General features: G+C 60.2%; 13 protein-coding genes. 6 read left to right on the plus strand and 7 right to left on the minus strand.

What is annotated here, in order from left to right:
- Nucleotides 1-5 precede the first annotated feature (5 nt).
- From G3A56_RS21525 to G3A56_RS21550, 6 genes are all read right to left on the minus strand, one after another.
- Complete coding sequence (locus tag G3A56_RS21525) at nt 6-803, minus strand: ABC transporter ATP-binding protein (protein WP_082185231.1); 798 nt, start codon at nt 801-803, stop codon at nt 6-8.
- Nucleotides 804-816: 13 nt separating this feature from the next.
- Entirely contained in the window at nt 817-1,710 is an 894-nt protein-coding gene (gene ntrB / locus G3A56_RS21530) for a nitrate ABC transporter permease (protein ID WP_082185230.1), read from the minus strand.
- 115 nt (nt 1,711-1,825) lie between these two features.
- Nucleotides 1,826-3,118, minus strand: a complete 1,293-nt coding sequence (locus G3A56_RS21535; protein ID WP_082185229.1) for a CmpA/NrtA family ABC transporter substrate-binding protein — start codon at nt 3,116-3,118, stop codon at nt 1,826-1,828.
- Nucleotides 3,119-3,497: 379 nt separating this feature from the next.
- A complete protein-coding gene (locus tag G3A56_RS21540) occupies nt 3,498-4,790 on the minus strand; it encodes a CmpA/NrtA family ABC transporter substrate-binding protein (protein ID WP_082185228.1) in 1,293 nt (430 codons plus the stop codon).
- A gap of 37 nt (nt 4,791-4,827) precedes the next feature.
- Nucleotides 4,828-5,415 carry an ANTAR domain-containing response regulator gene (locus tag G3A56_RS21545; protein ID WP_035243269.1) on the minus strand — a complete coding sequence of 196 codons (588 nt, stop codon included), beginning with the start codon at nt 5,413-5,415 and terminating at the stop codon, nt 4,828-4,830.
- 101 nt (nt 5,416-5,516) lie between these two features.
- Nucleotides 5,517-6,182: a GntR family transcriptional regulator gene (locus G3A56_RS21550; RefSeq protein ID WP_035242942.1), complete on the minus strand. Its 666-nt coding sequence runs from the start codon at nt 6,180-6,182 to the stop codon at nt 5,517-5,519.
- 264 nt (nt 6,183-6,446) lie between these two features.
- On the opposite strand from G3A56_RS21550, the gene G3A56_RS21555 reads away from it, so the two are divergent.
- From G3A56_RS21555 to amyA, 6 genes are all read left to right on the plus strand, one after another.
- Nucleotides 6,447-7,688 (plus strand): NRAMP family divalent metal transporter, encoded by a 1,242-nt coding sequence (locus G3A56_RS21555; RefSeq protein WP_003497976.1) that lies wholly within the window; start codon nt 6,447-6,449, stop codon nt 7,686-7,688.
- A 79-nt stretch (nt 7,689-7,767) separates the two neighbouring features.
- Nucleotides 7,768-8,535, plus strand: coding sequence for a LamB/YcsF family protein (locus tag G3A56_RS21560; protein ID WP_003497977.1), 768 nt, complete (start codon nt 7,768-7,770; stop codon nt 8,533-8,535).
- A gap of 12 nt (nt 8,536-8,547) precedes the next feature.
- The gene (locus G3A56_RS21565; RefSeq protein WP_082185227.1) at nt 8,548-9,357 is read left to right on the plus strand and encodes a putative hydro-lyase; all 810 of its coding nucleotides are present in this window, start codon (nt 8,548-8,550) and stop codon (nt 9,355-9,357) included.
- A 7-nt stretch (nt 9,358-9,364) separates the two neighbouring features.
- Complete coding sequence (locus G3A56_RS21570) at nt 9,365-10,960, plus strand: 5-oxoprolinase subunit B/C family protein (RefSeq protein ID WP_082185226.1); 1,596 nt, start codon at nt 9,365-9,367, stop codon at nt 10,958-10,960.
- A gap of 17 nt (nt 10,961-10,977) precedes the next feature.
- Nucleotides 10,978-12,708: an acetyl/propionyl/methylcrotonyl-CoA carboxylase subunit alpha gene (locus tag G3A56_RS21575; protein ID WP_082185225.1), complete on the plus strand. Its 1,731-nt coding sequence runs from the start codon at nt 10,978-10,980 to the stop codon at nt 12,706-12,708.
- A gap of 134 nt (nt 12,709-12,842) precedes the next feature.
- On the plus strand, nt 12,843-14,330 hold the full coding sequence (gene amyA, locus G3A56_RS21580; protein WP_082185224.1) for an alpha-amylase: 1,488 nt from the start codon (nt 12,843-12,845) through the stop codon (nt 14,328-14,330).
- 29 nt (nt 14,331-14,359) lie between these two features.
- On the opposite strand, the gene soxR is transcribed toward amyA, so the two are convergent.
- Nucleotides 14,360-14,815, minus strand: a complete 456-nt coding sequence (gene soxR / locus G3A56_RS21585) for a redox-sensitive transcriptional activator SoxR (RefSeq protein ID WP_164056825.1) — start codon at nt 14,813-14,815, stop codon at nt 14,360-14,362.
- Nucleotides 14,816-14,934 lie beyond the last annotated feature (119 nt).

Consider the following 14,934-nt stretch of genomic DNA (forward strand, 5'->3'; position numbering starts at 1 on the left):
GGGCGTTACTCCGCAGCTTCGACGAAGCGGTGACGTTCGTAAAGGAACTTCAGCACGGCTTCGCGGCATTTGAGGTAGGTCTTGTCGGATGCGAGCTCGATGCGGTTGCGCGGGCGCGGCAGCGGCACCTCCAGCACTTCGCCGGTATGGGCGGCGGGACCGTTGGTCATCATCACGATACGGTCGGAGAGCAGCACCGCCTCGTCCACATCATGGGTGATCATGACCATGGTGTTGCCGAGCCGGGCGTGGATTTCCATCACCGCATCCTGAAGGTGGGCGCGGGTCAGCGCGTCCAGCGCGCCGAAAGGCTCGTCCAGCAGCAGGATTTTCGGCTCCATGGCGAGCGCGCGGGCAATGCCGACGCGCTGTTTCATGCCGCCGGAAATTTCAGACGGTTTCTTGTCTTTTGCATGGGCCATCTGCACGAGATCGAGATTGCGCATGACCCAGTCGTGCCGCTCGGCCCGTGTCTTGGTGTTGCGGAACACTTTTTCCACGGCGAGATTGACGTTTTCATAGACCGAAAGCCAGGGCAGCAGGCTGTGGTTCTGGAACACGACGGCGCGTTCCGGGCCGGGTTCGTTGACCTCCCGGTTTTCGAGAAGCACCGCACCGGCAGACACTTTCGTCAGCCCGGCGATGAGGTTGAGCATGGTGGATTTGCCGCAACCGGAATGGCCGATGACGGAGACGAATTCGCCTTTTTCGATGGTGAGGTTGATGCCTTTCAGCACCTCGGCGCGCGAGCCGCCCTTGTCGAAATATTTGTCGATGTGATCGAGCTTCAAATAAGCGTTCATAATTTTGGCCCTCTCAATTAGCCGCTGCGCCGCGGGTGATGACCTTGCCGAGCGCCGCCACCAGCTTGTCGAGCATGAAGCCGACAACGCCGATGTAAGCGAGCGCCACGATGATGTCGGGCAGGCGCGAGGAGTTCCACGCATCCCAGATGAAGAAACCGATGCCGACGCCACCGGTCAGCATTTCAGCCGCCACGATGGCAAGCCAGGAAAGGCCGATGCCGATGCGCAGGCCGGTGAAGATGTAAGGAGCGGCCGATGGCAGCATGATCTTGAAGAAGAATTCGATCTGGTTGAGCCGCAGCACCTGCGCGACATTTCGGTAATCCTGCGGAATATTGCGCACGCCGACTGCGGTATTGATGATGACCGGCCAGATGGAGGTGATGAAGATCACGAAAATGGCCGACAGGTTGCTGTCCTGAAAGGCAGCGAGCGAAAGCGGCAGCCAGGCAAGCGGCGGCACGGTGCGCAGCACCTGGAAGATCGGATCGAGACCGCGCATGGCCCAGACCGACTGGCCGATCACCGCACCGAGGATGATGCCGGCAATGGCGGCGAGGCCGAAACCGTAAGCTACACGCTCCAGCGAGACCAACACACGCAGGCCGAGGCCGATATCCTGCGAACCGTTATGGAAGAACGGCGATACGATGAGATCGTAGCTCTCCTCGAAGACCTGGCTCGGGGGCGGCAGCGATGAGCCGGGGGCGGAACAGAGAAGCTGCCAGATACCGAGCAGCACGGCGAGGACGATGAACGGCGGTATGATGTTACGGGCCGCCGCCGCGCCCCATTTGCGCAGATCGATCCGCGAGACGGATTTCGGCGCCAGTGCCACGACGTTTGCCTTCTGTGCCACCGGTTGCTGCGGCTCTTCTTTGAATTTTCGGGCCAATGCGGACATGGACGTTTCCTCTTGATTTCGGTTGCGGTCTGGGGCTCGCCCCTCATCCGGTCTTCAGTCGCGCCGGTTGGGCAGCGCATCTGGCGGATGAGGGGCGATACCCCGGGTCTCCTCCTCAGGAGGCCGCCTTGATGGACAGGCTTTCGAGATAGGCGGATGGATTTTCAGGATCGAAGACCTTGCCGTCGAAGAAGGTTTCCTTGCCACGCGAGGTGGAGGCGGGAAGATCGGCAACGCCGAGATCCTTGGCCGCCGCGCGCCAGATATCCTCACGGTTCACCTTTTCCACCAGCGCCTTCACATCCGTATCGGATGCGAATTTGCCCCAGCGGATGTTTTCCGCGATGAACCAGCTGTCATGGCTGCGGAAAGGATAGGAGGCGTGGTCCTGCCAGAACTTCATCTGCAGGCCGGTATTTTCGAGAACGCGGCCGTTGCCGTAATTGATATTGCCCTTCAGGCGGCCAAGCACATCCTTCGGCGGCACGTTGAACCATTGGCGCTTGCCAAGGATGGAGGACATTTCTTCCTTGTTCGCCATCTCATCGCACCATTGCTGCGCCTCCATCACGGCCATCAGCAGCGCCTTGGTGGCGTTCGGGTTCTTTTCCACCCAGTCCGCACGCATGCCGAGCGCCTTTTCCGGATGCCCCTTCCAGAGCTCTCCGGTGGTACAGGCTGTGAAGCCTATGCCCTGATTGACCAGCTGCTCGTTCCAGGGTTCGCCTACACAGAAGACGTCCATATTGCCGACTTTCATGTTGGCAACCATCTGCGGCGGCGGAACGACGATGGTGGAGACGTCCTTGTCCGGATCGATGCCGCCGGCAGCCAGCCAGTAGCGGATCCAGAGATCATGCGTGCCGCCGGGGAAGGTCATCGCGGCCTTGATTTCCTTGCCCTCGGCCTTCTTTTTCTCGAAAGCCGCCTTCAATTTGGAAGCATCGAGCTGAACGCCGGTTTCGGCATATTCCCTGGCGACGGAAATGCCCTGGCTGTCGAGGTTGAGGCGGGCGAGGATGGCCATCGGCACCGGCACATTGTTCTGGGTCACCTTGCCGGTATGCATGAGATAGGGCATCGGCGTCAGAATATGCGCGCCATCGATGCCGTTCGAGGCGCCGCCGAGCACGAGATTGTCGCGCGTCGCACCCCAGGAGGCCTGCTTCAGAACCTCGACATCCGGCATACCGTGTTTGGCGAACAGGCCCTTTTCCGCCGCAATGATGAGCGGGGCGGCATCGGTCAGCGCGATAAAGCCGATTTTTGCGCCTTTCACCTCGGGCTCAGCAGTGGCTGCGAAAGCACCGGACGGAAAGGCCACACGCACGGCGGTGACAAGCGCTGCGGTGGCTGTCGTCTTCAGTATCGTGCGGCGGCTGACATCGCCCGAGAATATCTTTTTCATTCGCATGTTCCCCTTATTGGGCCACCTCTGCGGGTGACGTTTTCGCTTGCGAAAAAACCTGAAAATAAAAAAACGCCGCTCGGTGTTTGCGCCTGCGGAACGGGAGGTGTTCCGGGCAGCAAAACCTTGCGACGTCTATGTCTTTGAAAGCGCCTATGCCGCGCCCTGCTCGCACCGATCGCCGTTGACCGGAGCAAATAGGAAGAAGCAAAAGGCATGCCAGTTTATGGATTCAAGAATATACTGTTGAAAAACAATGATAATTCTTGGAATTCAGGCAGTTGATCAAATTTTAATCAGCATCATTTTTGTCTGCTGTTTGTGCAAACAAGAAAGGTTCGCGCTTGAAATTTGCGCAGCTTTCAAGGCCTGACGCCAATCACGTCTCCCCGGCAGGCGGTGAAAACGGCGCGGATGTTCGCACGGAAAAGCCGTTTACATATCCCGCAATGTCGGCAGGATCGAAAACGAGGCCGTCCACGAAACGGTCCCCCTCTTCCTGCCCTTCAATGCGGATATCGGCATCGCCGGGCGCATTGGTGTCTCCCAGTGCTACCCGATAAATATCCGGCCGATAGGCGGACAGCGCGGCTTCCACGCCCGCTTGCGAGAACTCCGCCTGCCCCCAGCGGATCATCTGGCTGTAAATCCACAATGCCTGGCTCCGGCGCGGATAGTTGGCATGGCCGCCGTGGAAGATGAAATATTTGTCGATCACCCGGCGGTTGCCCTGGCTGTCGATTGAGAATTCGCCGGCGAGCACATGGCGGATGATGCTTTGCGGCGCGCCGATATAGCGGGGATCGGCGAGCGCCCGGCTCAGTTCGTCGTGATTTTCCGAAAGGTCACACCAGCGCGCTGCCGCATCAAGCGCCGTCAGCAGCCGGCTGACCGTTTCCTGCTGGCTTTCGGCCCATTGGGGCCGCATGCCGATGACCTTTTCTGGCGCAGAAGGCCACAGATCCTGCTTGGCCGCAACGATCCTGCCGACACCGCGCTCGGCGGCGACGATGTTCCACGGCGCGCCGACGCAGAAACCGTCGATGGCTCCTGCGGCGAGCGCATCCGACGTTAATGGCGGCGGCACGACCACCAGCTTGACGTCATGATCGGGGTGAATGCCGCCAGCAGCGAGCCAATAGCGAAATTCGTAATTGTGCGACGAAAACGGATAGGTCATGCCAAGTGTCGGGGGTGCTTCGCCCCGCGCCCGCATATCATCGAGCACCTGCTTCAACGCCTTGGCATTTTCGAGCGCTCCCGCCGTTTCAGATAGACCCGTCAACGCCTTCATTCGCGCAAAAAGCCGGGTCGAAAGCGTGATGGCATTGCCGCCGCGCCCGAGTGAAAAGGGCGTGATCGTCGGCGAAGGGTTGGAGCCGAGCCCCAGCATGGAAGCAACGGGCATTGGCGAGAGCATATGAGCGATATCGAATTGCCGGAAGGCCAGCCTGTCACGCACATTCGCCCAGGACACATCCTTGACGAGATCGAGCGTCAGGCCTTCGCGGGCGGCGAAACCGAATTCGGCCGCCGCGATCAGCACGGACGCATCGACAAGGGGAATAAAACCGGCGCGCAGGACCTTCTGCCGGTCGCTGCCCACGATTGCGGGTGCACCAGCTTGTGTCATTCCACTTTTTGATCCGGCCGTTTTTTCCGGTGCCGCCATATCATGCACTCCTCGACTGTCCAACCGGCGGGGTTCGTCACATCAACAGACCCGCTGCGGTGACCACGCTTTGCGCGATCTCGGATATTTTCTTTTTCTCGTTCATTGCCGTTTGCCGCAAAAGCGCAAAGGCCTGCTCTTCGGAAAGGCCGCGCATCTTCATCAGGATGCCCTTGGCGCGCTCGATGACCTTGCGTTCCTCCAGCGCCGATTTGGCGTCGGCAAGCTCCCGCTGCAGGCGGCTGAAAGCATTGAAGCGGCTGACCGCCATATCGAGAATGGGTTTGACCCGCTCTTTCTTCAGCCCGTCGACGACATAGGCGGAAACCCCCGCCTCGACAGCTGCCTCGATGGAGGCCGTGTCGGAGCGATCAACGAACATGGCGATCGGCCGGCCGACCGTACGAGTGAGCTGGAACAGATGCTCCATCATGTCGCGGTTGGGATTTTCAAGATCGATGAAGATGACGTCGGGCTGCAGCGTCTCGATGGTGCGCGCCACGCCCTGCACCTCATGGATGACCGTGACGCGTTGATATCCGGCCTCGCGCAGCCCCTCCTCGATGATCGAGGCGCGGATCGCGTTTTCGTCAATAACGAGAATGGTCAGGTCGCGAAGCGTCATGGCAGCATTGATGACGCAGCGCAGCAAACTTGGCAATCGGCAGCGGATGCAAAAATGAGGCGGAGCGACAATGGAGGCTGTTGCCCTCCCCGCCAGAGATGTCAGGAAGCGTGTTCTACCGCGCGTTCAAGCGCCTTCAAGACCGTGCGCTCGGAAAGATTGAGATAGATTTCCATCTCGTCGCTCGCCTCAACCGCCTTGCCCTCTTCCATCAGAGACAGGATCTTGCTGTTCATATCGACGAAGGGAGAATGGAGCTGTTCGGGATCTTTCAGCAGGCCGAAACAAAGCCGGAGTTCGGCGGCGATGCGCTCGTAAAAATCGCTGAGACGGGCGCTGTCGAGAAGATCGACCACGGCGGCGTGGAACTTCATGTTGGCGCTGCCCACACCCAGCCAGTCCGCCTCTTCACGCTTGACCTTTGCATCCTCGACCGCCGCGCGCATTACCCGGATCGCCGAATGCTTGTGCCATGCCTGGCGCAGGGCACCGCATTCCACCATACGTCGCACGCGGTAAATATCGATTACGGAGGACATGGTGGGAACGGCGACAAAAACGCCGCGATTGGCCTCATGACGCAACAGGCCATCCTTCGTCAGAAGACGGAAGGCTTCGCGCAGGGAATTGCGGGAGACATCGAAACGTTCGCTGAAGGCTGCTTCCGAAAGGCGTTGCCCCGGCATCAGCTCACCGGAGATCAGCAAGGTGCGTATACCCTTCGCCAATCGATCCGCAAGCGGAAGACCTTCTATCGTTTCCGTCATGGCGCTTCTTTCCTTAAGGCAATGCAGCATCGGGAATTCCGTGACAGGCAAGTTCGGACACGGCATGATTGCCCATAGCACAAAGCTTTAGCAAAGCACGAAAAAAACATGATTAAATCCTGCCCACGACGTCCAACAAATAGACAAAATGAAAGAACGATAACTTTATATTGTTGAACAAAGTTGACAATTTCGCAGAACACGACAAGATCGGGGCATAAAGCATCCGCGAGGGGCGGATTGCGACAGGAGCGGAGAAAATCCATGGAGCAAAAAAAGCTCACCCCGACTGCCGATATGAAAATGTCAAAACGCGCATCCCTGGTGGGAGCGATCTTCCTGATGGCGACATCCGCCATCGGTCCCGGCTTCATCACCCAGACGGCGACATTCACCACCCAGCTTGGCGCAGCCTTCGCCTTCGGCATTCTTGCCTCCATCGTCATCGACTTCGTCGTCCAGCTTAACATCTGGCGTATCGTGACGCTGACGCGCATGCGTGCATCCGATATTGCGAATGCCGCCATTCCCGGCGCCGGCTATCTGCTCGCCATTCTCGTCATCATCGGCGGGCTGTTCTTCAATATCGGTAATATCGGCGGCACCGGCCTTGGCCTGAACGCCATTTTCGGGCTCGATCCGAAAATCGGCGGCGCCATCAGCGCGATATTTTCCATCGCCATCTTCGTTTCCAAGCGGGCAGGTCTCGCCGTTGACCGCTTCATCATCTTCGCCGGCATCCTGATGATCGTGCTGACGCTTTATGTGGCATTCGTTTCCGCGCCGCCGGTGGGCGACGCCTTCCGCCAGACTTTCCTGCCGGATACGATCAATTTCGCAACCATCACCACCATCGTCGGCGGCACCGTTGGCGGCTACATCACCTATTCCGGCGCACACCGCCTGCTGGACCGGGGAATGGTCGGCATTGAAAATCTTCCGGCCGTCAACCGCGCCGCTCTGACCGGCATCGCCGTCACGGGCATCATGCGTTACGTGCTGTTTCTCGCGATTCTCGGCGTTGTCGCCAGCGGCGTCATCATCGATACGTCGGGCCAGGCCGCAAACCCCGCCGCGCAGGCCTTCCGTTCGGCTGCCGGCGATCTCGGCTTCCGCCTCTTCGGCATCATCTTCTGGGCAGCGGCCATCACCAGCGTCATCGGCGCAGCCTATACTTCCGTTTCATTCCTGCCCGTCTTCAAGCAGGATATGAGCGAGCGTGCCCGCAATATGGCGACGGTCATTTTCATCGCAGTCTCGCTCGTCTGCTACCTGCTGATCACCACGCCGCCCGCCGCCATGCTGGTCTTCGTCGGCGGCCTCAACGGCCTCATCCTGCCGATCGGCCTCAGCATCTTCCTGTTTGCGGCGTGGAAACGCGAAGACCTGATGGGTGGCTACCGCTATCCGCGCGTCCTGCTGTTGCTCGGCGTTCTGACTTGCGCATTGACCTGGTACATGGGCTACAAGTCCGCTGGCACCATCTTCGGCCTGCTCGGCCTGTAATAAACTAGTGTTTTTACGCATTTTCCGGACGCAAAACCGCTACGCACTTTTGCTGGAAATGCTCTAAAGGGAGGCAAACATGGCCGCTATCGATCTCAACAGCGATCTTGGCGAAAGTTACGGTGCGTGGAGCATGGGAGATGATGAGGCGATGCTCGCCATCGTTTCCAGCGCCAACATCGCCTGCGGATTTCATGCCGGCGACCCGGCCGGCATCTACCGCACCGTCAAGGCCGCCGCCGAAAAAGGCGTGGTCGTCGGCGCCCATGTCTCCTATCCGGACCGCGTCGGCTTCGGCCGCCGCGATCTGGACGTGACTTCCGAAGAGCTGATCGCCGATGTCATCTACCAGATCGGCGCGCTGAAAGGCGTTGCCGCCGCTGCGGGAACCACGGTGCGCTACGTCAAGCCGCACGGCGCGCTTTACAACCGCATCGCCAACGACGCAAAACAGGGGCAGGCGGTCATCGACGGCATCAAGGCCGTTGATCCCTCGCTGGTACTGATGGGTCTTGCCAATGCGCCCATCCTGGATCTTGCCCGCAAGGCAGGCCTTGCCGTCGTTGCCGAAGCCTTCGCGGATCGCGCCTATACGCCGCAAGGCCAGCTCGTCTCACGCAGGGAAGCCGGCGCCGTTCTTCACGACGCCGCCAAAATCGCTGACAGGATGGTGCGGCTTGCCCGCGAAGGAACGCTGGAAGCGATCGACGGCAGCATCGTAAAAATCGAGGCGCAATCCATCTGCGTGCATGGCGACAGCCCCGGTGCAGTCGCCATTGCCCAGGAAATCCGACGCCGTTTCGAAGCCGAAGGTATCGATATCCGCTCTTTTGCCTCCATTCTCTAAAAGGAGCGGCCAGTGACCATACCGACATCCTTTCTCAATCACACCGACGCGGAAGCCGCGCGAAAGGCCCGCGTCACCTATCGCGGCGGCCTCGTTGAGCCCACCTCCGGCGTCGCGCCTGGCTTCACGCAGGCCAACATGATCGTGCTGCCGCGCGACTGGGCCTTCGATTTCCTGCTTTATGCGCAGCGCAATCCAAAACCCTGCCCGGTGCTTGATGTTTCCGATCCCGGTTCGCCCACCACGCTTCTGGCTCCCGGTGCCGATCTTAGAACCGACCTGCCGCTCTACCGTATCTGGCGAGACGGCATGCTTGCCGAGGAAACGCCGGATGCAACCGCGGCCTGGGCGGAGCGCGACGATCTCGTCGCCTTTCTGATAGGCTGCAGCTTCACCTTCGAAACGCCAATGGTGGAAGCTGGGATCGAAATCCGCCACATGACCGACAAGAGTAATGTTCCGATGTATCTGACCAACCGGCCGTGCCGTCCGGCGGGTCGGTTGAAAGGCAATATGGTCGTTTCCATGCGGCCGATCCCGGCTTCGCGGGTCGCCGATGCCGCGACCATTTCGGGGCGTTTTCCGGCCGTTCACGGGTCGCCCGTGCACGTCGGCGCGCCGGAAGAGATCGGCATCACCGATCTTGCGAAACCCGACTTCGGTGACGCGGTACGGATCGAGCCCGGCGAGGTTCCGGTGTTCTGGGCCTGCGGCGTCACTCCACAGGCCGCCGTCATGGCGTCCGGTGTGCCTTTTGCGATCACCCATGCGCCCGGACACATGTTCATCACCGACATTCCCGATTCAGCCTATCACGCGTGAGGATATGATGCGTTTTCTCCCCGTCAGCCTCACAACCATTCTCGTTGAACTTGCCGATCTTGACGAAACGCTGGCGCTTTTCGCCTCGCTTCAGAACGATCCGGTCGAGGGCATCGAAGAGACGGTTCCGGCTGCCCGCACCCTGATGATCCGATTCCGTCCCGAGAAGATCGGCGCGCAAGCACTGGTCGCAAGGCTTTCCAGCCGCGATCTCTCGGCAAAAATCGCGCCTTCGGACAATCTCGTGGAAATCCCCGTCCACTATAATGGCGAAGATCTCACCGACGTTGCCGAACTGACCGGCATGAGCGTCGATGAGGTCATCCGTCGCCACACCGAAAGTGAATTCACCGTGGCCTTTTGCGGTTTCGCGCCCGGCTTCGGTTATCTGGTCGGCGGCGATCCGGCCCTTCACGTGCCGCGCCGGCAAAGCCCGCGCACCCGCATTCCGGCGGGTTCGGTGGCGCTCGCCGGCGCATTCAGCGGCGTCTATCCGCAAAACAGCCCGGGCGGCTGGCAGATCATCGGCACCACGCCGGTGAAGATGTGGGATATCGACCGCGATCCCGGCGCGCTTTTCCAGCCGGGTTATCGGGTGCGCTTCTTCGATATGGACAAGTCCGGCAGGACAGTCGATATTTCTGCCTCGGCACCGCGAACCTCCCAGCCGGATGCAGCAAGGGAAGGCCCGCATTTCGAGGTGCTCGCAGCACCCATGCCAGCAATATTTCAGGATCTCGGCCGCTTCGGCCAGACCGGACAGGGCGTATCGGCCTCCGGCGCGCTGGATCGCGGTGCTTTTAACGCCGCAAACCGCATTGTCGGCAATCCGGTCAACATGCCGTGTCTCGAACTCACGCTTGGCGGTTTTTCCTTCAAGAGCACAAGCCGCGCGGTCATTGGCATTGCCGGTGCACCCTGCCCCGTCACCATCAAGACGGCGGATGGCAGTTTCACAGTGCAGACCCATGTTCCCGTCTCACTCGAGCCCGGCGATGTCGTCACTTTCGGTCAGCCGCAAAAGGGCATGCGCTGTTATCTTTCCGTCCGCGGCGGGTTCGATGTCGAACCCGTGCTCGGCAGCTTCGCGACGGACACGCTCGCCATCGTCGGGCCAGAAAGCGTGGCCGCGGGCACGATACTGCCGCTGAAAGGTGAAAAGGCGGGGCTCTCCAGTGTATCGATCAACGAGGTTCCGGCCTTCGAACCGCCGGCAACCGGTGAAGTCGTGACACTGGACGTCGTTCTCGGCCCCCGCACTGACTGGTTTACGCAGAAGGGTATCGAGACCCTGACCAGCCAGCTCTGGCAGGTCACCCCGCAATCGAACCGCGTCGGCATCCGCCTTGCCGGCGACGTGCCGGTGGAACGTAAGGACAGCGCCGAATTGCCGAGCGAGGGCACCGCAACAGGGGCGATTCAGATTCCCCATAGCGGCCAGCCCGTCCTCTTCCTTGCCGACCATCCACTGACCGGCGGTTATCCCGTCATCGGCGCGGTTGCCGAATATCATCTCGATCTTGCCGGGCAAATCCCCGTCAATGCCAAAATCAAATTCCGCCCGATCGGCCCCTTCGCCGAAATCGCGGCCAAAAACAAATAATTCCGAGGAGAAGAGCGATGAAAAAAGTGCTGATTGCCAATCGTGGCGAGATCGCGGTGCGGATCATCCGCGCATGCCGCGATTACGGCCTGCAATCGGTTGCCGTTTATGCCGACCCCGATCAGGATGCTCTTTTCGTACGGCTGGCGGATGAGGCCTTTGCGCTGGAGGGCGTGCGCCCCGCCGAGACCTATCTCGATATCGCCAAGCTGATCGCGATTGCCAAACGCGCCGGTGCGGATGCCGTGCATCCCGGTTACGGTTTTTTGTCCGAACGCGCCGAATTTGCGCGAGCCGTTATCGATGCCGGCCTTAGCTGGATCGGCCCAGACCCCCATGTCATCGAAGCATTGGGCGACAAGGTCGAAGCGCGGCGTATCGCCACCGGTGTTGGCGCGCCGCTGGTCGCCGGCAGTGACGGCCCGGTCTCTACCGCTGCCGAAGTCACCGCCTTTGCCGAAAAACACGGCCTGCCCGTCGCCATCAAGGCGGCGCATGGTGGCGGTGGACGTGGCCTGAAGGTTGCGTGGAGGATGGAAGAGATCGCCGATCTCTACGAATCCGCCGTTCGCGAGGCGACAGCCGCTTTCGGCCGTGGCGAGTGTTTTCTCGAACGGTTCCTCGACCGGCCCCGCCACATCGAAGCGCAGGTTCTGGCGGACAAGCATGGCAATGTGCTCGTGCTAGGCACCCGCGACTGCTCGCTGCAGCGCCGTAACCAGAAGCTGATCGAGGAGGCTCCGGCCCCGTTCCTGTCTGCCGAACAGCGGCAGAAAATTCACGATGCCGCAAAGGCTATCTGTGCTGCGGCAGGTTATTCCGGTGCCGGCACCGTCGAATTCCTGCTCGGTGTCGATGGCACGATTTCCTTCCTGGAGGTTAATACGCGCCTGCAGGTGGAACATCCCGTCACCGAAGAAACCACCGGCATCGATCTCGTTGTCGAGCAGTTCCGCATCGCCGAAGGCCACAAGCTGCGGGTTCTTGAAACGCCGGAACCGCGCGGCCACTCGATGGAATTCCGCATCAATGCCGAAGATCCCGGCCGGGGTTTCCTGCCCACACCCGGCTCGATCTCGGTCTTCGACGCGCCCTCCGGTCCCGGTATTCGCATGGATAGCGGCGTCGTCAGCGGCTCCAGCGTGCCCGGCGTGTTCGACTCGCTGATGGCGAAGCTCATCGTCACGGGTGCGGACCGCGATCAGGTTCTGCGCCGCGCCCGCCGTGCGCTTAAGGAATTCCGTATCGAAGGCATCGCCACGGTCCTGCCGTTCCATCGCGCCGCAATCGAGACGGAGGACTTCATCGGCACGGACGGATTCAAGGTTCACACCCGCTGGATCGAGACCGATTTCGGCGCCATGCCGGATGCGATGGAGCGCCCGGCACCGGTCGAGGACCCTTCCATCACAAGGACCTTTCTGGAAATCGACGGCAAGCGCGTCTCGGTCGGTCTGCCGAGCCTGCTGCTATCCGGTCTTGGCGCCGCCAGCGGCGGCAACGCTTCTGCGCCCGGCGCTGCGGTCAAAGAGAAGGAAGGCGAAATCACCGCCCCGGTTTCCGGCACCCTGCAATCCTTCAAGATAAAGGATGGTGAAACCGTTTCCGAAGGCGATCTGCTGGCGGTCATGGAAGCCATGAAGATGGAGACGCAAATCGTCGCCACCACGGCCGGCAAGGTGCGCCTGATCGTCAAGGAAGGCGATTATCTGCAGGCTGGCGCAGCACTTCTGGAAATCACCGGCTAACGCGAAGACAGCCGAACCGCCAACCAACTCAGGGAAGGCGGCACCCACAATCGATGCTCGGTCGGCACCGGCGGCGGAACCCTTTCGCCGCCGGTCCGTTTATGGCGCGACCTGCTAACCATCGTGAGGGAAATATGGCCGGACGCACCTTGCTTCAGTTCTTCCATTGGTATTATCCGGACGGAGGGAAATTATGGAGCGAGGTGGGCGAAAAAGCCGAAAGCCTTGCGAAAATGGGAATCACCGATGTCTGGCTGCCGCCCGCTTACAAGGGCGCCGCCGGCGGTTATTCGGTGGGTTACGACACCTACGATCTCTTTGATCTCGGCGAGTTCGACCAGAAGGGAACCGTCGCCACCAAATATGGCGATCGCGCCGCCCTCGAGCAGGCAGGACGGACGCTGAAGGAAAACGGCATCCGCGTCATTCACGATGTCGTTCTCAATCACAAGATGGGTGCCGACGAAAAGGAAAAGGTGCGGGTCCGCCGCGTCAATCCCGAGGACCGCACCGAGATAGACGACGAGGATTTCCAGGCACTTGCCTATACCAAGTTCACCTTTCCCGGACGAAACGGCAAATATTCCAAATTCATCTGGGATCTGAAGTGCTTCAGCGGTGTCGACCACATCGAGGAACCGACGGAGGACGGCATTTTCCGCCTCGTCAACGAATATGGCGATGGCGAATGGAACGAGGAAGTCGATCAGGAAAACGGCAATTTCGATTACCTGATGGGTGCGGACGTCGAATTCAGAAACAGGGCGGTCTATGAGGAACTCAAATATTGGGGCCGTTGGCTTGCCGAGCAGGTTCAGGTCGACGGGTTCCGTCTCGACGCCGCCAAACACATCCCGGCCTGGTTCTTCCGCGACTGGGTCGGCCATATGCGCGACACGGTCGATCCCGATCTTTTCGTCGTGGCGGAATATTGGCACCCCGACATAGAGGCGCTGAAAAGCTATCTTGATCTGGTCGACAAGCAGCTGATGCTTTTCGATGTCGCCCTTCACCACCGTTTCCACGACGCCTCCAAACAGGGCGGCGATTTCGACATGCGGACCATCTTCGAAGGGTCGCTGCTTTCGGCTGTTCCCGATCACGCCGTCACGCTGGTCGACAATCACGACACACAGCCGCTGCAATCGCTGGAAGCGCCGGTGGAGCCGTGGTTCAAGCCCCTGGCCTATGCGATCATTCTGCTGCGCGAAGAGGGTGTTCCCTGCGTCTTCTATCCCGATCTGTTCGGCACGAGCTACACCGACACCGGCAATGACGGCAACGAACATCAGATCGACATGCCGGCGATCGAATGCCTGCCGAGGCTCGTCGAGGCACGCAGCCGCTTCGGCAACGGCGCCCAGACGGATATTCTCGACGATCCGAGCTGCATCGCCTTTATCCGCCACGGCACCGCCGATGAGCCGGGTTGCGTGGTGGTGATGTCGAATGGCGAGCCGGCGGAGAAGCAGATTGATCTGGGCCCCGAACATGCGGGAGCGGCATGGCGCGACTTTCTCGGCCACCGTGACGAGCGGATTACCCTTGATGAGAGCGGCAAGGGCGTGTTCCCCACCAATGGCGGCAGCGTCAGCGTCTGGGTTCCTGCAGGTCCCGAGTGAAACACAACCGCTTCAACCAACGACACCGTTCATTCGGCGGATACGAGACGGCGCGGGCCAGCGCCGTCATCGGCCAGAACATCGTTCGGATTTCGTAAGGGACAGTCATCCAGTGAAAGGCAACCGCAACCGATGCAGCCGGTAAGCTGGTCGCGCAGCATAATCAGGCTGTTGATGCGAAGCTGTAGCATTTCCCGCCAGGACTGCGAAAACCTGCGCCAGTCAGCGGCCGTCGCCACCCGATCCTGCGGCAAATCCGCCATCGCATCCCTGATGATCCCAAGCTGGATACCGGCCCGCTGGGCGATGCGGATAATCGCGATGCGCCGCAGCACGGCGCGATGATAACGGCGCTGGTTGCCGCTGGTACGCCAGCCTTCTATCAATCCTTTCGCCTCATAAAAATGGACGGTGGAAACGGCGACGCCGCTGCGACGCGCAACCTCGCCAACCGTCAGGCTGTGTTTAAGTATGGTATTTTCCATGCCGGCTCCGGTTTTCTGAACGATCTCCGCTCTTGAAAAACGCGGAAATACATTAAAGAGCAGCCGGTATAATTCCTCAACCATAGTTGAGGTCAATAGGCCGGATGGCTAAAAAAAGA

The organism is Rhizobium oryzihabitans, assembly GCF_010669145.1.
GTDB classification, from domain to species: domain Bacteria; phylum Pseudomonadota; class Alphaproteobacteria; order Rhizobiales; family Rhizobiaceae; genus Agrobacterium; species Agrobacterium oryzihabitans.

Coding starts and splice junctions, on each gene's coding strand:
- G3A56_RS21525 (WP_082185231.1), bottom strand. CDS start 803: ATGAACGCTTATTTGAAGCTCGATCACATCGACAAATATTTCGACAAG.
- ntrB (WP_082185230.1), bottom strand. CDS start 1,710: ATGTCCGCATTGGCCCGAAAATTCAAAGAAGAGCCGCAGCAACCGGTG.
- G3A56_RS21535 (WP_082185229.1), bottom strand. CDS start 3,118: ATGAAAAAGATATTCTCGGGCGATGTCAGCCGCCGCACGATACTGAAG.
- G3A56_RS21540 (WP_082185228.1), bottom strand. CDS start 4,790: ATGGCGGCACCGGAAAAAACGGCCGGATCAAAAAGTGGAATGACACAA.
- G3A56_RS21545 (WP_035243269.1), bottom strand. CDS start 5,415: ATGACGCTTCGCGACCTGACCATTCTCGTTATTGACGAAAACGCGATC.
- G3A56_RS21550 (WP_035242942.1), bottom strand. CDS start 6,182: ATGACGGAAACGATAGAAGGTCTTCCGCTTGCGGATCGATTGGCGAAG.
- G3A56_RS21555 (WP_003497976.1), top strand. CDS start 6,447: ATGGAGCAAAAAAAGCTCACCCCGACTGCCGATATGAAAATGTCAAAA.
- G3A56_RS21560 (WP_003497977.1), top strand. CDS start 7,768: ATGGCCGCTATCGATCTCAACAGCGATCTTGGCGAAAGTTACGGTGCG.
- G3A56_RS21570 (WP_082185226.1), top strand. CDS start 9,365: ATGCGTTTTCTCCCCGTCAGCCTCACAACCATTCTCGTTGAACTTGCC.
- G3A56_RS21575 (WP_082185225.1), top strand. CDS start 10,978: ATGAAAAAAGTGCTGATTGCCAATCGTGGCGAGATCGCGGTGCGGATC.
- amyA (WP_082185224.1), top strand. CDS start 12,843: ATGGCCGGACGCACCTTGCTTCAGTTCTTCCATTGGTATTATCCGGAC.
- soxR (WP_164056825.1), bottom strand. CDS start 14,815: ATGGAAAATACCATACTTAAACACAGCCTGACGGTTGGCGAGGTTGCG.